Below are 17,158 nucleotides of genomic sequence, written 5' to 3'. Positions count from 1 at the left end.
CTGCCCGTTTACCGGTAATAAAGATTACCGCCGCCCATGGTCATCAGCGACTTGTGCAGATTGCGCCGGAAGTCCCGGCGGTCCCAGATACCCTGGATATGCCCCCGTTTCAGGGCGCTGCGGGCACCGTGGTAATCGGGCGGCACATCTTCCCCGGTGGTATCGCGGATTACCCGGGGGCCGGCAAAGCCCAGCCGGCTGGAACGGATGGCGAACTGGTAGGGCGAACAGCCCAGAAAGCTGGCCACCGGCCCGGCATAGGAGTTGTTATCGTAAACCACGATATACAAGCCCCCTGAGTCGATATATTCCCGCACCGCCATGGTGCACTTGGGCATCTGAATAACCCCCATGGTGCCCTCGTGAATCCTGATCCCGCCGGTGGTGTGTACATACGAGAGCAATGGCCGCCGCTTGATCCGGGCAATCTCACAGGCCCGGGCAAACTTTTCACCCTCGGCCGCACCCACCGTACCATTGCGGAAATCGCTGTAGAGCATGGCCACCACAATGTCGATTCCCATTACCCGGGCATCGAAGGTGATCATGGCGCAGGGGCGGCCGGTCTTTTTGCGGGCCGCCTCCAGCTTCTTGTCGAACCCGGGGAAAGAGAGCGGGTTGATGGAAGCCAGGTCGGCGTTGAACTCCCGGATGGAATCAGGCTCAAAAAGATGCTTCATATACCACTGGTATTCCAGGGGAAAATGGTGGCCGCAGTTTTCGCAGACCCCGCAGAACTCGCCATAAAGATCCGGCACCCAGAGATCCTTGCAGCCGTGTCGCTCGGCGTTGGGGCAACTCACCGTACGGTCTTCATTGGCCAGCGAGGAGGTGTAGATCTCGCCATATTCAATCTGTTCCGGGCTGCTCGTGCCCCATCCCGCCGAACCACGGGTCGCGCGGGAACCAGGCTTGCGGGTGATGAAGTCGTAGGCCGCGGTAAAGGGGGCCGACATTTGCTTGATCAGCACCGAGCCCTCGCCGGAGACGTCCTGCATCACCTTCTTCACCTGCTTGTGCCGGCTTTTTAGCACGTCGTAGCGAATGGTGTAATAAAACTTGGCCAGCCCACGACCGACCCGGCGGTACAGCGCCGCTCCGGTGGTCAGGTGTTCCCGGTAGGCCTTGGTCGCCATCTGGCGGTATTTGCGGGAGCGGTGCTGGAGCAGGCGGCCGATCTCGTCATCGGCCAGTTCCCAGGAAACGTAAACCCGCAGATCATCATCGGGCCCGGCCTTTTCCATCTTCAACTCATAGGCCCGGAAAGCCCGCAGGCTTTTGGTTTTCAGCACCACCTCGTCGGTGGCCCGAATCATCTCGTCTTTAACCCGACGGAAAAAGGTAAAATCATCCCGCCTGGCCCCCAGCAGGGGTTCCTGGATAATTCGATCGATGGTGCCGTGACGCAGGTTGTCTTCGGCGGTGATGGCCAGGCGCTCGGCGCAGTTTTCCAGCAGGTCTTTGGGCACCTTGACCCCTTCCCGGATCTTGCCCTCGATGGCGGCGGCCCCCTCCGGAGAAATGACCGAATAATAGCCGTGGGAAAACATCAGCCGGAAATCACCCATCCCCACGGCCTCGGCCCCGCCTGACCCCCCTTCCGAGGTCACCGCAACCATCGGCACTCGTAACTTGGCCATGGCGTAGAGGTTGCGAGCGATCTGCTGCCCGGCACCGGGATACTCTTCCACGGGGAAGGCCCCCGGGGTGAAAACATAAAAGTGGATGGGGATCCCTTCGGTTTCCGCCACCCGCATGTAGCGCAGGGCCTTCTCGTTGCCCCAGGGCTTGGTGCTGCCGCCGTTACGGTATTCCTCACCGTGCCCCTTTTCATGGCCGATGACCATGACCTGCTGCATCACCACCTTGTTTTTGACCCGCCGGGCAATACTGGCCCGGGCCGCCACCAGGGCCGGATCGATATTGGCATCTTCTTCACCGCCCAGCTCGGTATATTCCTCGTAAACGTTTTCCAGGATATCTTTCAGCGAAAACCGCAGCGGACTGCGGACGATCCGCACCCGTTCCATGGGGCTCAAGGTCTCCTCGCAGCGACTTTCCAGAAAAGTCAGGGATTCCTCCAGGGCGCCGATTTTTTCCGCCAGGTGCTCGTGGCTGTGCTCGTAAAAGGCATCCCGCAGACTCTGCAGCTTCTCCTGCAGGGCGGGCAGGTTGGCCCATTCCGAGCCCTCCTTGATCCAGCCGAGGTAACTGATGCGCTCTTCGGCCTTGAGCAAACGTTTTCGTAAGTCTTCCATAACAGGTCTAACCGTCCTTAGAAAGTCAACAGGCGGTCCATGTTGTCCGCCAGATATTGCAGGTTGGTATTAATTGGTGCCCCGGCGGAGTTGCTGCCTTCAATTACCATCTCATCCAGGAAACGCCGAGCACGCTGTTTGGCCTCGGCCATTGATTCACCCCAGACCAGGGCCAGGGCCAGGTTGGGGTCATAGTCGCTGGGAATCGCGTAAGGGCGATCGATGGGAACATGGGAATAAACCACCGACCATTCGTGCCGGGGATAGGAAAACTGCGAAATGGTGCCGATCCAGGGGGCAAAGCCGCGCTGGGGGTCTTCGGCGACAATCCGCAGCTCGATGCTGGCACCGCGGAACTCAATATCAGCCTGACTGTACCCCAACTTATCGCCCAGGGCCAACCTGATCTGCTCGCGAATCAGGTTGGGATGCTTGCCGTCAAGATAGCTGATCCGGGCCGACACATCATTTTCCACCTGAATCCGGGTATTGACCTCCAGCAGGTAAGGCTGGCCGCTGCGGCTGACGATCCACTCCCAGGTGCCGACGTTGTCGTAGCGCACATGCGAGGCCAGCTTCAGCGAATTTTCAACGATCTCGTCCAAAACCGCCGGGGCGTCGAATTCATAGGGAAAACAGGAGGTGTCGAAACCCGGCGCGGCCTCAAGCCGCTTCTGGCGGCCGGTACTTTGAATGGTGCAGTTACGGGTGCCGAAATGGACCCGCTCACCGTGGCGACTGCAGAGCAGCTGCACCTCGAGATGATTATAATCACGCAGGCATTGTTCGATCAGTACCCCGGAATCACCGAACTGCCGCTTGGCATAGTTCTGCACCTGGCGGTAAACCCGGCGGAACTGCTCTATTTCATGTACTTCTTCAATCCCCATCCCGCCGCCGCCGGCGGCCGCCTTAACCAGCACCGAAGGCTGCCTGATCTCCCGTTCGGCCTGATCCTCAAGCAGGCGCCTGGCGATCTCCTCGGCATCAATCTCGTTGTAGATGGGTCCGTCGGTGCCGGGAATGGTGGGAATTCCCAACTGGTTGGCCACCCGCTTGGTGTTGATTTTATCACCCAGGTCCTTGATCACCTCCCATTTGGGACCGATAAAGGTCAGGGGCTGATCACGAACCGTAACCCGGCGGGCAAAACGGTAATCTTCCGAAAAAAAACCGTAACCAGGATGAATGGCTGTGCATTTGGTGTGGTCGGCCACCGCCAGGATATCGTTGGGATCGGTATAACTGGCCACCCGCCAGGCCCGGCGCTGGTTGCTCTTACTGTCGAGATTGCGCTGCACATGCTCGGACTGCTCGTCGGCCTCGGTGTATACCACCACATAGTCAAGCCCCAGATCCCGGCAGGCCTGCATAATACGCAGGGCAATCTCACCCCGGTTGGCAATCAATACCTTGTCTTTCAATGTTAACCCCTTTATGCTCACCGCAAAAGAAAAGGGAAAAAGGCAGGCGGAACACTAAGGTTCCGACCACCATCTTTTTCCCTCGGCCGCGGCCATATCTAACCTATTTGGCCGGAAAAGAAAAGAAAAAAGGGCGCCAATCTGCCCCTACAAACGTCCTGCCGCCACCAGCCTGATTAACCGTTGACCGCCTAAAAATAATATTGACGTCTCCACGACCCGTAACTATTGTTTGTAATTAACTGATTATGCTCCCCCGCCGCCGCTTACCCCTTGGCAAAGCACCGCAATGGGGGTAGCAGGTGACCAGTTAACGGTTGTTCAACTATAATCCATCGGGAGATATTTGCCACCATCATGGACCCATCACCAGAACCCGCCCCCGCGGAGCCTCCGACTTCACCCAGGGCGGCGGAATCACCCTTCCGTCGCCTGCTGAATCTGCTCGGTATCAGCAAAAACCCCGACACCGCCGAGGAAATCGAAAAGGAAATCCAGGAGATCCTCGATGAAGGTGAAGAACAGGGGTTGATCACCCCCGAAGAGGGGGAAATGATCGCCGGGATCATGGAACTCAAAGACACCCAAGCCTACGAGGTAATGACCCCGCGGGCCGAAATGGTCATGGCGGAAGCCGCCACCCCGCTGGCGGACCTGCTCCAGCTCATCATCGACCGGGGGTTCAGCCGCATTCCGGTATACCGGGACAGCCCCGACCAGATCATCGGCATCCTGCACGCCAAAGATCTGCTGCCCTACTGCCTGAACGGCAGTGAGCCGCCCACCGCCGGGATGCTGGCCAAACCCGCCGTGTTTGTCCAGGAGAAGAGCAAGGTCATCAAACTGCTGAAAAGTTTTCAGCAGCAAAAAAACCATATGGCCGTGGTCAATGACGAATTCGGCGGGGTCAGGGGCCTGATTACCCTGGAAGACATTGTTGAGGAAATCGTCGGTGATATCGTGGATGAACACGACCGCACCACCCGGCGCTGGAAGGTGGTGGACCCAAATACGGTGCTGGCCGATGCCAAGGTCGATATCGAAGAAGTGGAAGATTTTTTCGGCACCGAGTTGCCGGAAGGACCTTACGAATCATTGGGCGGCCTGATTCTCCACCACCTGGACCAGGTGCCGCCGCCCGGGGTCACCCTGAGTATCGAATCCCTGGTCTTCGAGGTCATTGCGGCGGACAAGCGCCGGGTGCTCACGGTAAAAATCCAGAAAAAAATTACCTGACCGGACTATTTCATGGGCATGGGGGGCATGGGTAAAATTTCCCTGGCGGCGCTTAGCGGCTTGCTGCTCTTTTTCTCCTCGCCCGGCAGCGGCGGCCATGCCCTGCTGGCCTGGATGGCGCTGGCCCCGCTGCTGCTGGCGATCCAGCAGCTTGACTGGCGGCGAGCCGCCGGCCTTGGGCTGCTGGCCGGGGTAGTTTATCATCTGCCCCTGCTGCACTGGATCACCATCGTGCTGGGCGACTACGGCGGCGTGCATCCTTTGGTGGCAGCCCTGGCCCTGGGGCTGCTGGTTATCTACATGAGTCTGTACCCCGCGGTGTTCGCCGCCCTGCTGGTCACCCTTACCGGCTGGGGTGGGAACGACAACAGGCACCGGGGGCTGGTCTTATGGGCCCCAGCTGTGATCTGGGTCGGGCTGGACGTGTTGCGGGCCAGGCTGTTCACCGGCTTCCCCTGGCAGGATCTGGGCTACAGCCAGTATCAGCTGCCGCTGTTGACCCAGGTGGCCGACCTGGGCGGCCACCATGCGATCACCTTTTTGATCGTTCTAAGCTCCACCCTGCTGGCCCTGCTGGTAATCGTTCAGCAGCACCGCATCTTCGGGCGATCAGCCAAGCTTACGTACAGGGGGTACGCTGCGCTTGACTGCTTGCCCGAACCTGCGGCACTGCTGAACGATTACGGCACGTCAGACCGGCAAGTTGGCACCCCTGGTGAACGGTTTCCATACCGCCGCACAGTCGCCCTGCCGGGGCGCTGGTCGCTGGCCCTGGCCGTGCTGCTGCTGATCTCTTCGGTCGCCTACGGCTCCCTCCGCCTGCAGCAATTTGACAAAATCCTGGCCACCGCCCCAGTGCTGGAAACGGCGGTGGTCCAAGGCAATATTCCCCAGGAGGAGAAGTGGGACCAGCAACTGCGGTTTGCCACCGTCCAACGCTATCTGGAGCTAAGCGAAGCGACGGCGGCCGGGCCGGAGAAGCCGCCGACGCTCATCGTCTGGCCGGAAACCGCCCTGCCCTTTTACCCCTTGGAACACCACCTGTTTTACGACATCATCGATTTTGCCGCCCAACACGGCAGTTGCCTGCTGGTGGGGGCCCCCCACCGGGAACTGGATAATGACCGGCAGTTGCAGTATTACAACAGCGCCATGCTGATCAGCCCGGACCCGGCCGTCCAACAACCGGCCGGAATTTACCGCAAGCAACACCTGGTACCCTTCGGCGAATATATCCCTTTGCGCCGGCTGCTGCCCTTTTTTGCACCGGTGGTGGAAACCCTGGGCGACTTTACCCCCGGCCCCGAACCTGCCCTGCTGACCTGCGCCGATCGCAAGATCGGCACCCTGATCTGCTTTGAGGCCATCTTTCCCCGGCTGGCGCGGCAGATGACCGCCGGGGGGGCCGAACTGCTGGTCAATATCACCAACGACGCCTGGTTCGGCTTAAGCAACGCCCCCCACCAGCATCTTTCCATGGCCGCCCTGCGAGCGGTGGAAAATCGCCGCTCCCTGGCCCGAGCCGCCAACACCGGGATCAGCGTCATGATCACCCCGGACGGACGGCTGCATCAGGCCACCCAACTTTTCGTGCCGGACGCCCGCCATGCCGCCCTGCCGCTTCCCGCTCCGGCGGGCAAGATGAACAGCCTGTTCACCGCCGGCGGTTACCTTTTCGGCCTCCTCTGCCTGCTGCTGCTTAGCGCTGGCATAGTCAGGCATATTTATGTTATAAAGCGTGTTTAGCTGTAAGCGAACAGCCGCACCGCATCTTCGGGCAAGCAGCCAGGCTTACGTACAGGGGGTACGCTGCGCCTGGCTGCTTGCCCGAACCTGCGGCACGGCTGTTCGCTTACGGCCCGTTATACCTGGCAAGTTAGCACCCCTGGTAAACGGTTACGTTTAGCTTTAAATAAACGTTCAGCCCAGCACCACACTTTAGCCTACAGAGGAACACCATGAGTTTCAGCATTGCCCCCGAACTGAAAGAAAAAGCCGAAAACCTGCAAGGCCGCCTGCAAACCCTGCGGAGCCATCTTTGACCTGGACAACAAATTACTCCGCATCCAGGAACTGGAACACCGCAGCGCCGCCCCGAACTTCTGGGACAACCCCGAAGCCGCCGCCGGGGTGCAAAAGGAGCAGAGCGACCTGCAGGACACCATCGACAACTGGCAGCAGGTAATCGACTCCTTTGAAGACGCCGAGGTGCTGCTGGAACTGGCCATTGCCGAAAACGACCATGAGACCGAACAGGAGGTGTCCCGGGCGCTGAACAGCGTGGAACAACGCCTGGCGGCCATGGAGCTGGAGTGCATGTTCAACGGCGAACACGACGCCAGCAACGCCATGTTGACTATCCACGCCGGCGCCGGCGGCACCGAGGCCCAGGACTGGACCGACATCCTGTTGCGCATGTACCTGCGCTGGGCAGAAAAAAAGGGATTTTCCACCGAGATCCTCGACCACCTGCCCGGCGATGAAGCCGGCACCAAAAGCGTTACCGTGCTGGTCAAGGGGCGCTGGGCTTACGGCTACCTCCGCTCCGAGATGGGGATTCACCGGCTGGTGAGAATCTCCCCCTTCGACACCGGCGGGCGGCGCCATACCTCCTTTGCCTCGGTCTTCATCTTTCCGGAACTCGACGACAACATCGAGGTGGAGATCAACGACAAAGACCTGCGCATCGACACTTACCGGGCCAGCGGCGCCGGCGGCCAGCACGTCAACAAAACCAGCTCGGCCATCCGCATCACCCACCTGCCCAGCGGCATTGTCGTGCAGTGCCAGAACGAGAGGAGCCAGCACCGCAACAAAGACACGGCGATGAAGATGCTCAAGGCCCAGCTTTATGAGCGGGAACGGGCCAACCGCAAGGAAGAGCAGCAGCACCTCCACGGCGACAAAAAGGAGATCGCCTGGGGCAGTCAGATCCGCTCCTATGTGCTGCAGCCCTACCGGCTGGTCAAGGATCACCGGACCAACCACGAAACCGGCAACGTTGACAACGTGCTGGACGGCGACCTGGACCCCTTCATTATCTCATACCTGCTCTGGCAACCATGAGCGCCGGGGTGAGGCCGGAACAGAACTGTGCTAAATGCGGGGCTTGCAGCACGGTCTGCCCGGTTTACCGGCAAACCGGGCGGGAGTATCATACCGGCCGGGGCAAGCTGCACCTGCTGAGCCGGCTGGACCCCACCGCCGCCAGTACCGTCTATGCTGAAATCCTCTCCCATTGCCTGCTGTGCGGGGCATGCAGCCAGGTCTGCAGCCGCCGGCTGCCGGTGGCCGAAATGCTGGCCGAAGCCCGCGGGGAATTGACCCGGCGGGCCGGGCAGCATGCAATGCTGCGAGCCTTAAGCAACGGGCTTTTGAGCCGCCCGCGCCTGCTCCAGGCCCTGGCCCCCCTGGCCCGACGGCTCAAAGAGCTAAACCTGCCGGCCGACAGCGGTCTCAATCTGCGCCTGGGGATTTTGCCGGATCATCAACCGGCGGCGACCAGTGAGCCGCCCCGGCCACCGGAAAAAACCGCCCCGGCCACCTCCGAGCCGTATATCTTCAGCGGCTGCTTCGCCACTTACCTGGAACCGGAAATAACCCGCGCCCTGAGCAACCTGCTGACCCGGGCCGGGCAGCCACCGGCTGCCCCCCATCCAGCGCGGGGTTGCTGCGGCCTGGCGGCCTACAGCTGCGGCCAAAAGGAAGAAGCCCGCCGAATGGCCAGGGTTAACATTGCCGCCCATCCCGGCCAAAGCCCCATCGTGGTTGCCTGCGCCTCCTGCGCCTCCCACCTGCTGCGCTACCCGGAGCTGTTGGCCGACGACCCGCAATGGGCCGGCCGGGCCGAGGATTTCGCCGCCCGGGTACGGGAGTTCTCCCACTTTCTTTATCAGCAGCCTCCCCAGCCGCCACCCACACCGGCAAGCGGTGAGAGCGAAGGCCCGGCCGATGCTGCAGCCGGCAGCCCAAAAACGCTTAAAGTTCTCTACCACGACCCCTGCCACCTGCGCTTCGGGTGCCAAATCACCCGGGAACCCCGCCAGTTGCTGAACAGGCTGCCCGGCCTGGAACTGCTGGAATTGCCGGACGGCCCTCAGTGCTGCGGCCATGGCGGTCACTTCCATCTGGCCCACCCGGAGAGCGCCGAGGGCATTCTCCGGCGCCTGAGCGAGGCGGCCCAAACAGTCGCCCCCGAGGTAATCACCACCGCCTGCACCGGCTGCCTGCTCCACTGGCGCCACGCTGCCCGGCAGGGTTACCACCAGGCGCGGGTAATTCACCTGGCCGTCCTGCTGGACAAGCTGTAATCGTTCAGCAGCACCGCACCTTCGGACGATCAGCCAGGCTTGAGTACCGGTGTACGCGGCGCCTGGCTGATCGCCCGAATCTGCGGCACTGCTGAACGATTACGGCACGTTAGATCGGTAAATTGGTACCCCTGGTGAACGCTTACGACAAGCTTGCGTATTTTTAAAGAGTCCTTATAATGCGCCGATGACCGGTAATTGACGCCGGAGCGGCCGGCGTCGAACACGGCATGAAGTAAAACCAAAACCAACAAGGATGATTTTTATGTCTTTTCGTACCATTGCTTCGTTAACCGCGATTATTGCCTGTGCCCTGTTGTTACTCGGCGGCCCGGCCCTGGCCGGGGTGAGCTGGCAGGCGGGCGTGGCCATCACCCCGGAGGAAAAGCCCCTGGATGTGGCTTATTCCCTCGACGGCAGCCGTATCTATATATTGGTTGAGGGAGGCAAGGTGCTGATTTATGACGAGCAGGGGGAACTGACCGGCACCATCCCCGTCGACCCGGAAATGGATCGTATCAGCGCCGTGGGGCTGCAGCGGGCCGGTATTCCGGAAAAAATCGTGGTGACCGGGTCAGCAAGCGGGGTGGTCCAGGAACTTTCACTGCGCTTTGCCCTGCAGATCAATACCGAAGGGGCCCCTTTTCTGGGGCGGGCCGACGCCCCGGTGGAAATTGTGGAGTTCAGCGATTTTCAGTGCCCTCACTGCGCCCGGGTGAAACCCTTGATCGAACAGATTATGCTGCAGTTTCCCGACCAGGTTAAAGTGGTTTTCAAGCACTTTCCGCTCTCCTTCCACGAATACGCCAAACCGGCGGCCCTGGCCACCATGGCCGCCCAGAACCAGGGCAAGTTCTGGGAGTTTCACGACAAATTATTTGCCGCCCAAAGCGAAATCAGTCCGCAACGGATTCGCGCCATCGCCCGGGAACTGGAACTGGACATGGAACGCTTTAACCGCGATCTGCAAAGCCGGGAACTGCACAGCCGGCTGGAACAGGACATCCAGGACGGTCAACAGGCCGGGGTGCGCGGCACACCCACCATCTTTGTCAACGGCATGTTGCTGGAACAGCGCTCGCCGGAAAACCTGCGCCAAATGGTGGAAGAAGCATTGGCAAGATGATGACCGAAACCACCGAAGAACTCTCTTTCAACGACAACGCCCTGGTGGGGCAACTGTACGGGGAGCTGAACCGTAACCTGGCGATCATTGAGGAAACCAGCGGGGTAGGCATCCAGGTACGCGGCACCACCGTGACCCTCAAAGGCAGCGAGGCCGAAGTGGCGCTGGCCGCTTCGGCCCTGCGCAAGCTCTACGAGTTGCTCCGCTCCGGCTACCCGGTTTACCCGGCCGACGTGGCCTACGCCCTGCGGGTGCTGGCCGCCTCACCCAAGGCGGTGCTGACCGATATTTTTCTGGACAAAGTCTATATCACCGCCGAACAGAAGGTTATTTCCCCCAAAAGCCTTAACCAGAAAACCTACATCGACGCCATCCGCCGCCATGATGTGGTCTTCGCCATCGGCCCGGCGGGAACCGGCAAGACCTACCTGGCCGTGGCCATGGCGGTGGCCGCTTACGTCAACCGCCGGGTAAAGTCGATCATTCTGGCCCGACCGGCGGTGGAGGCCGGGGAACGGCTGGGTTTTTTGCCCGGCGATCTGGCCGAGAAGGTCAACCCCTACCTGCGACCTCTCCACGACGCCTTAAACGACCTGCTGGGACCGGGCAAGGTGGCCCAGTTGCTTGATGAGGGGGTCATTGAAATCGCCCCCCTGGCCTTCATGCGCGGCCGCACCTTAAATGACGCCTTCGTCATCCTGGATGAAGCCCAGAACACCACCTCCGAGCAGATGAAGATGTTTCTTACCCGCCTGGGCTTCAACTCCCAGGCGGTGATCACCGGTGATGTCACCCAGGTTGACCTGCCGCCGGAGAAAAAATCCGGCCTGGTCGAAGCCCAGCGGATTCTCAAGCAGGTAAAAGGGATCAGCTTCTGTGAATTCAGCGATGCCGACGTGGTGCGCCACCCCCTGGTACAAAAGATCATTGTAGCCTACCAGCAAGCCACCGGAAGCAAAAAGCGGCCGGCCACCAGGCCGGCATCCGCCAGCCGCCGGAAAAGCGGCCAGGACGCGACCACGGCCACCCGCCAGGAAAGCTGAGATGCCGGTACTGCTCAAGCATCAGGGCGGCGACATCGGCTCTAACGAGCTGGCCCGGCTGAAAAAACAGGCGGCTATCCTGTTGCACCTTACCGGGCAACCCCGGAGTGAGTTGAGCCTGCTGCTGGTGGACGACCGGCAGATGCAGGAATTTAATCATCTCTTCCGGCAACGCAACCGCCCCACCAACGTCCTGGCATTTGCCCAGCGCGAGGCCCCGGAGATACCCGGCGGCTTAGGCGATGAAATGCTGGGTGACGTGGTGATCAGCCTGGACACCGCCCGCCGGGAGGCCCGGGCCGCCGGGGTCAGCCCGGGGCATCGCCTGGCCTGGTTGCTGACCCACGGCTTGCTCCATCTGCTGGGCTACGACCACGAACAAAGCTCCGCCGAGGCGGAGCGCATGGCCGAAGCGGAAGAAGCGCTGCTGCACAAACTTCAAGAGCACGAGAGGAAAAGCAAAATGACCCAGCTTGCCGTCAATGTCGATCATGTAGCCACCCTGCGCCAGGCCAGGGGGATCAACGAACCCGATCCGGTCCTAGCCGCCGGTATTTGCGAGCTGGCCGGGGCCGAAGGCATCGTGGTTCACCTGCGGGAAGATCGCCGCCATATCCAGGACCGCGATGTCCTGCTGCTGCGGCAAACGGTGAAAAGCAAGCTTAACCTGGAAATGGCCGCGGCGGCTGAAATCATCGATTTCGCCCTGCGGCTCAAGCCGGACATGGTCACCCTGGTACCGGAAAAAAGGCGGGAGCTGACCACCGAAGGCGGGCTCAACGTGAAGGGTCAGCAAAAAAAGCTGGCTAAAGTGATCAAGGAAATGAACCAGGCCCAAATTCCGGTGAGCCTGTTTGTCGATCCCGACCCGGGCCAGATCGCCGCCGCGGCGGCCATCGGCGCCAGCTTTGTGGAGATCCACACCGGCCGCTACTGCGACGCGCCGTCGGAAGAAGAACGGGAACGGGAATTTGCCCTGGTGGCCCAGGCGGCGGAAGAGGCCCTGGCTGCCGGCCTGCGGGTCAATGCCGGCCACGGCCTGAATTATCTCACCACCGCCCGGGTGGCGGCTTTAGGCACCATCGAGGAATTGAGCATCGGCCATGCCATCATGGCCCGGGCCATTCTGGTGGGCCTGGAAAAAGCGGTGGCAGAGATGCGGGCCATTATCAAACAGGCCAGCCCGGCTTTTACTTGAAGAGGGCCTGTTCTTCCTGGTTCATCTTGCGGATCAGGATCTGACGGGTGCTCTGGTCGAAGTAGACCACGCACTGCTGCTCTTCGCTGGTGACATAACGGGTAGCGCTGCCGATACTCACCACCGCGCCGGGATAGATGGTGCCATAGACATAAACACTTTCAGCCACCATCTGTTCCAGTTCCTTTTCCAGGGCGTTGGCCTGTTCGGTAAGAACGTTTACCCGATCCATGGCCTTGGGCATAGCCTTCTTGTACTTGCCCAGCAGCTCTGCCCGCTCCTCGGGGAAACGAGCACCCTGTTCCTTTTTCATTTTTTCAAGGGCGCTGATATTTTTAATGATCTCATTGAGCCGCTCGGCCCAGAGATGCAGATCTTCATCTATTTTTTGCTTCCGCCCCTGAATCGAAGGCACCACCCCTACGTGCAGGATGGTCTGCACTTCGGCATCGGTTCCCAGATCGCGCACGTAAACCGAACCGCCAACTATGTATTTGCCCCCCACCAGCACCCCCTGCCCCTTGGCGTAGATGGCGCCCCCCACCAAACCATGACTCTGGATGGCTGAGTCATTGATGATCAGGTCGCCGCCGGCCTCCACCCCGGGCCCGTTTTCCATGAAGGTAATCTCCACATCCCCCCGGGCCCGCAGCACCGTTTCCTCACCCACCGCACTGCCCCGGACCGTCAGCTTACCACCGGCCATCACCAGGCTGTTGTAAACCCCCTTGGCAATCACAATATCGCCCCGGCACTTCACGGAAAACCCCATGGGCACTTCGCCGTTGACAATCAGCTTTTTGCCGCCAAAAGCGATGTTGCCCACCGACATGTCCACATCGCCGGAGACCACATGTTCTTCATAGACGCCCGGTTTGCCGTCGGCCATGACAAACTTGCCGGTGCAGGCGGCATAAACTTTGCGCCCGTCATCGGAAACGCTAACCCCGGGCCCGGTTCTCAGCTTGCGTTCCTTGCCGGGCTTGGGCGGCACTTCCGCCCCGAAGAGGTCTTTGCCGGGGGTTCCCGGGGTGGGAGGGATGATTTCCAGCAGTTGGCGCCCCTTTTCCACATTGACGATGCTGCCCAACTCGCGAAAATCCACCTGGTCACGGCCGGGATCCTTGACCTTGGGGACACGGACCACCGAGGGTTTGACGTGCATTTTGACCCGGGAGTCCTCACCATGCTGTGGCGCCAGCCCCCGGGCCACAAATAAGGATCCGTCCGACCGCACCGCCGGCTCCGGCAACAGGCCATAAACAATCCCCTCTTCCGCCAGCAACTTCTGCAACACCTCACGGTCAAGATCCACCGCTTTTTCGGTGTCACTGGCCCGCACCACGGCGCACAGGCGGTCCTTGGAAACCTTTAGCACAAAGGCCCCATCCTGAAATTCAACCCCGCTTTTAAAGAGCTTGTCGCTGGCCATTCCCTACCCTCGCGCCGGCCCCACCGGCACAATGTGTTAAAGCCTGGTTTAAAACAAATACGCAAATCTAAAAGTTATGTAAACACATTTATCGGTGTAGAAATACAAAAAAACAGACCATCAACCGAATGAACAAACAGCTAATTATTCATATCGGTTGACTTTGGTGGGGGGATAAATGAAGAAATGGGGCCCAGCGAAAGCGAAAATCGGGGTGGGTGTGGAGGGAAAAAAGGTACAGAGGGCGAAAACCGCCGCGGTTTTCGCCGAAAAAACGGGGCCGTTGGGGTTGCTCAGCAACACACGGCCGGAAGAAGGGAGTTACTGCCCATCGGCCAAGCCGACGGCGGCCACGGCCCGGCGCAGCAGGCGGGAATCTTTAAGCCCGGGGGCCGTTTCCAGGCCGGAGTTGAAATCCACCGCAAACGGGCGCACCCGGGCGATGGCCTCCCCGACATTGTCCGGAGTCAACCCCCCGGCCAGCACCACCGGCGCCGGGGGAGCCAGGCGGGCCACCAGTTGCCAGTCGAAACTTTGCCCAGTGCCGCCGGCAACTCCCTGTTGATAAGTATCCAGCAAAAAAGCGCTGACACAACCTCGATAAGGGCTCAAATCGGCGGGCAGACTGTGCTCCCCCACCCGGATCGCCTTGATCACCCGCAACGGCATGGCCCGGCAGAATTCCGGCTCCTCGTCGCCGTGCAGTTGCAACATGGTCAGCCCGCAGTACTGGGCGATCTCCCGCACCACCTCGACCTCTTCGTTAACAAAAACCCCCACCGCATCAACAAAAGGCGGCAGGGTGGCAATAATCTCCCGGGCCTGTTCGGGCAACACCAGGCGTGGGCTTTGAGGAGCAAAGATAAAGCCCAGGGCGTCCACTCCGGCGGCCACCGCCTCCCGCGCCCGCACCGGCTCGGTCATGCCGCAAACTTTTATTCTTGTCCGTCCTTCCATCAACCGACTCCTCTTTGCAAGGTCCAACCGCAACTGTTCACCAAGGCCAGCAATTGCCCATATAACGGGCCGTAAACGTTCAGCAGTGCCGCAGGTTCGGGCAAGCAGACAGGGCGCAGCGTACTCCCTGTACGTAAGCCTGGCTGATCGCCCGAAGATGCGGTGCTGCTGGACGTTTACATTCAAACGGCACCGCGCAGGGCCAGCAGGGCCTGGCCGGGGTCTTCGGCCCGCATCAGGGTCTCCCCCACCAGGGCGGCGGCAATGCCGTGCGCGGCCAGGGCGGTGATATCGGCATGATCGCGAATCCCGGACTCGCTGACCAGGGGAATGGTCGGGGGAATCAGTTTACGCAAGCGAAAGGTGGTGTTGAGGTCCATGGAAAAATCGCGCAGATCGCGATTGTTAACCCCGATCAGCCGTGCGCCGGCGGCCAGGGCCTGTTCGGCCTCGGCCTCGTCGTGGATCTCCACCAGCACATCCATCCCCAGCTCTTCCGCCTGCAAGCGCAATTCCTCCATCTGCGGCACGGTCAGAATGGCGGCGATCAGCAGAATGGCATCGGCCCCGTAACGGGAGGCCTCTTCCACCTGGAGGGGATCGAGCAGGAAATCCTTGCGCAGCACCGGCAGCGGCACCAACCGTCGCACCTGGGGAATATAGGCCAGGGAGCCCTGGAAAAAATCGACATCGGTGAGAATGGACAAAGCGGCAGCCCCGCCCCGCTGGTAGGCGGCGGCAATGGCGGCGGGATCAAAATCGGGACGAATAACCCCTTTGGACGGCGAGGCCTTTTTCAACTCGGCAATCACCGCCACCTCGGAACAACCGGTGAGAGCGGCGATAAAACCGCGGGGCGGGTCCGGCTCATCGGCGGGAGCACCCAGCCCCCGGCGCTTGAGGGCGGCAATCTCTTCTTTTTTGCGGGCAACAATACGGTCCAGAATCATAGTACGCGTTCACCAGGGCCAATAACTGCTGATATAACGGGCCGTAAACGTTCAGCCGTGCCGCAGGTTCGGGTAAGCAGCCAGGCGCGGCGTACCCCCTGTACGTAAGCCTGGCTGATCGCCCGAAGATGCGGTGCGGCTGAACGTTTACGAATCATGATTTCTGTTTCCGGCAGAAGGCTACCAAGGCGTCGAGTTTGGCCAGCGCCGCCCCGTTGTCGATCAGTTCCCGGGCCAGCTCAACCCCGGCGGCCCAATCGGGACAGCGCCCGGCGGCAATGAACACGGCGGCGGCATTGAGCAGCACCATATCCCGGCGGGGACCAGGCTCACCGGCCAGCACCGCCCGCAACTGTGTCGCTGCCTCGGCAGCCGTCGCGCCACCGCTGATTTCGGCCAGCCCGGCCCGGGTCAGCCCGAAATCTTCCGGGGACACGGTATAGCTGCGCACCTCACCGGCGTGGTATTCGGCTATTTGGGTGGGACCGGTGACGGTAATCTCATCGACGTTACCCTCGCCGCAGACCACCATCACCCGGCGGCTGCCCAAGCGGCCCAGCACACCGGCCAGGGTTTCCACCAGGGCGCGATCATAAACCCCCATTACCTGCACGTTGGCCCCGGCGGGATTGGTCAGCGGACCCAGAATATTGAAAATGGTGCGAATCCCGATTTCCCGGCGGGGCCCGATGGCATGCTTCATGGCCCCGTGCAGAGCCGGGGCGAACATGAAGCCGATCCCCACTTGGCGAATGGCTGCCGTAATCTGCTCCGGGGCGAGTTGCAGGTCCACCCCCAGGCTTTCCAGCACATCGGCACTGCCGCAGGAACTGGTAATGGAGCGGTTGCCGTGTTTGGCCACCGGCAGCCCGGCGGCGGCCACCACAAAGGCGGTGGTGGTGGAAACGTTGAAGGTGCCGGAGGAATCACCACCGGTGCCGCAGGTGTCGATCAGCACCTGCCCGGCCGCCAGTTCTTCGGCGGTGAAGGGGGTAATGGGAGTGGCTTTCTCCCGCATTACTCGAACGGCCCCGGTGATCTCCGCCGCCGTCTCCCCTTTGATCCGCAGGGCGGTGATAAAAGCGCCGATCTGGGCGGCGGTGGCCTCACCGCCCATGATCTCCTGCATCACCCCCACCATCTCCGTTTCCTCCAGATCATGGCCGGCCACCACCCGGGCAATCGCTTCCTTGATCATTCACTCCCCCTGTAGAAGACTGGCTT

The 17,158-nt window shown here is 60.9% G+C and carries 13 protein-coding genes; 7 read left to right on the top strand and 6 right to left on the bottom strand.

Annotation, left to right across the window (positions count from 1 at the left end; all coding sequences use genetic code 11):
* Positions 1-8: 8 nt before the first annotated feature.
* Both DAAHT2_RS02340 and DAAHT2_RS02335 read right to left on the bottom strand, forming a co-directional pair.
* Complete coding sequence (locus tag DAAHT2_RS02340) at positions 9-2,258, bottom strand: acetyl-CoA carboxylase carboxyl transferase subunit alpha/beta (RefSeq protein ID WP_013162698.1); 2,250 nt, start codon at positions 2,256-2,258, stop codon at positions 9-11.
* Between the two features lie 17 nt (positions 2,259-2,275).
* A complete protein-coding gene (locus tag DAAHT2_RS02335; RefSeq protein ID WP_013162697.1) occupies positions 2,276-3,682 on the bottom strand; it encodes a biotin carboxylase N-terminal domain-containing protein in 1,407 nt (468 codons plus the stop codon).
* Positions 3,683-4,039: 357 nt separating this feature from the next.
* On the opposite strand from DAAHT2_RS02335, the gene DAAHT2_RS02330 reads away from it, so the two are divergent.
* The 7 genes from DAAHT2_RS02330 to DAAHT2_RS14190 all read left to right on the top strand — a co-directional run bounded on the left by DAAHT2_RS02330 (position 4,040) and on the right by DAAHT2_RS14190 (position 12,595).
* Positions 4,040-4,918, top strand: coding sequence for a hemolysin family protein (locus DAAHT2_RS02330; protein ID WP_013162696.1), 879 nt, complete (start codon positions 4,040-4,042; stop codon positions 4,916-4,918).
* Positions 4,919-4,945: 27 nt separating this feature from the next.
* Entirely contained in the window at positions 4,946-6,664 is a 1,719-nt protein-coding gene (gene lnt, locus DAAHT2_RS02325) for an apolipoprotein N-acyltransferase (RefSeq protein WP_218915037.1), read from the top strand.
* Positions 6,665-6,876: 212 nt separating this feature from the next.
* Positions 6,877-7,984, top strand: a protein-coding gene (gene prfB / locus DAAHT2_RS02320; RefSeq protein WP_013162694.1) for a peptide chain release factor 2 whose coding sequence is annotated in 2 segments (ribosomal slippage) — positions 6,877-6,957 and positions 6,959-7,984 — 1,107 coding nt in all. Because the reading frame shifts where the segments join, the coding sequence is not laid out codon by codon here.
* Positions 7,981-9,228, top strand: a complete 1,248-nt coding sequence (locus tag DAAHT2_RS02315; RefSeq protein WP_013162693.1) for a (Fe-S)-binding protein — start codon at positions 7,981-7,983, stop codon at positions 9,226-9,228. Before prfB ends, DAAHT2_RS02315 begins: the two co-directional genes overlap by 4 nt.
* Before the next feature lie 265 nt (positions 9,229-9,493).
* Complete coding sequence (locus DAAHT2_RS02310; protein ID WP_013162692.1) at positions 9,494-10,354, top strand: thioredoxin domain-containing protein; 861 nt, start codon at positions 9,494-9,496, stop codon at positions 10,352-10,354.
* Entirely contained in the window at positions 10,351-11,397 is a 1,047-nt protein-coding gene (locus DAAHT2_RS02305; RefSeq protein WP_013162691.1) for a PhoH family protein, read from the top strand. Before DAAHT2_RS02310 ends, DAAHT2_RS02305 begins: the two co-directional genes overlap by 4 nt.
* A 1-nt stretch (position 11,398) precedes the next feature.
* Complete coding sequence (locus DAAHT2_RS14190; protein WP_013162690.1) at positions 11,399-12,595, top strand: pyridoxine 5'-phosphate synthase; 1,197 nt, start codon at positions 11,399-11,401, stop codon at positions 12,593-12,595.
* Here DAAHT2_RS14190 and DAAHT2_RS02295 read toward each other — a convergent pair.
* From DAAHT2_RS02295 to trpD, 4 genes are all read right to left on the bottom strand, one after another.
* Complete coding sequence (locus tag DAAHT2_RS02295; RefSeq protein WP_013162689.1) at positions 12,588-14,027, bottom strand: flagellar assembly protein A; 1,440 nt, start codon at positions 14,025-14,027, stop codon at positions 12,588-12,590. The two genes, DAAHT2_RS14190 and DAAHT2_RS02295, sit on opposite strands and share 8 nt — an antisense overlap.
* A 321-nt stretch (positions 14,028-14,348) precedes the next feature.
* On the bottom strand, positions 14,349-14,984 hold the full coding sequence (locus DAAHT2_RS02290; protein WP_013162688.1) for a phosphoribosylanthranilate isomerase: 636 nt from the start codon (positions 14,982-14,984) through the stop codon (positions 14,349-14,351).
* A gap of 182 nt (positions 14,985-15,166) precedes the next feature.
* The gene (gene trpC / locus DAAHT2_RS02285; RefSeq protein WP_013162687.1) at positions 15,167-15,934 is read right to left on the bottom strand and encodes an indole-3-glycerol phosphate synthase TrpC; all 768 of its coding nucleotides are present in this window, start codon (positions 15,932-15,934) and stop codon (positions 15,167-15,169) included.
* 154 nt (positions 15,935-16,088) lie between these two features.
* Positions 16,089-17,132, bottom strand: coding sequence for an anthranilate phosphoribosyltransferase (trpD, locus tag DAAHT2_RS02280; protein WP_013162686.1), 1,044 nt, complete (start codon positions 17,130-17,132; stop codon positions 16,089-16,091).
* Positions 17,133-17,158: the final 26 nt, after the last annotated feature.

The sequence above is a fragment of the Desulfurivibrio alkaliphilus AHT 2 genome, from assembly GCF_000092205.1.
In the GTDB taxonomy this organism is placed as follows: Bacteria; Desulfobacterota; Desulfobulbia; order Desulfobulbales; family Desulfurivibrionaceae; genus Desulfurivibrio; species Desulfurivibrio alkaliphilus.
This window is presented reverse-complemented; position numbering and strand designations above follow the sequence as displayed.

Excerpts from the sequence above, each read along its gene's own strand:
- DAAHT2_RS02340 (WP_013162698.1), bottom strand. The coding sequence starts at position 2,258 with ATGGAAGACTTACGAAAACGTTTGCTCAAGGCCGAAGAGCGCATCAGT.
- DAAHT2_RS02330 (WP_013162696.1), top strand. The coding sequence starts at position 4,040 with ATGGACCCATCACCAGAACCCGCCCCCGCGGAGCCTCCGACTTCACCC.
- lnt (WP_218915037.1), top strand. The coding sequence starts at position 4,946 with ATGGGTAAAATTTCCCTGGCGGCGCTTAGCGGCTTGCTGCTCTTTTTC.
- DAAHT2_RS02315 (WP_013162693.1), top strand. The coding sequence starts at position 7,981 with ATGAGCGCCGGGGTGAGGCCGGAACAGAACTGTGCTAAATGCGGGGCT.
- DAAHT2_RS02310 (WP_013162692.1), top strand. The coding sequence starts at position 9,494 with ATGTCTTTTCGTACCATTGCTTCGTTAACCGCGATTATTGCCTGTGCC.
- DAAHT2_RS02305 (WP_013162691.1), top strand. The coding sequence starts at position 10,351 with ATGATGACCGAAACCACCGAAGAACTCTCTTTCAACGACAACGCCCTG.
- DAAHT2_RS14190 (WP_013162690.1), top strand. The coding sequence starts at position 11,399 with ATGCCGGTACTGCTCAAGCATCAGGGCGGCGACATCGGCTCTAACGAG.
- DAAHT2_RS02295 (WP_013162689.1), bottom strand. The coding sequence starts at position 14,027 with ATGGCCAGCGACAAGCTCTTTAAAAGCGGGGTTGAATTTCAGGATGGG.
- DAAHT2_RS02290 (WP_013162688.1), bottom strand. The coding sequence starts at position 14,984 with ATGGAAGGACGGACAAGAATAAAAGTTTGCGGCATGACCGAGCCGGTG.
- trpC (WP_013162687.1), bottom strand. The coding sequence starts at position 15,934 with ATGATTCTGGACCGTATTGTTGCCCGCAAAAAAGAAGAGATTGCCGCC.
- trpD (WP_013162686.1), bottom strand. The coding sequence starts at position 17,132 with ATGATCAAGGAAGCGATTGCCCGGGTGGTGGCCGGCCATGATCTGGAG.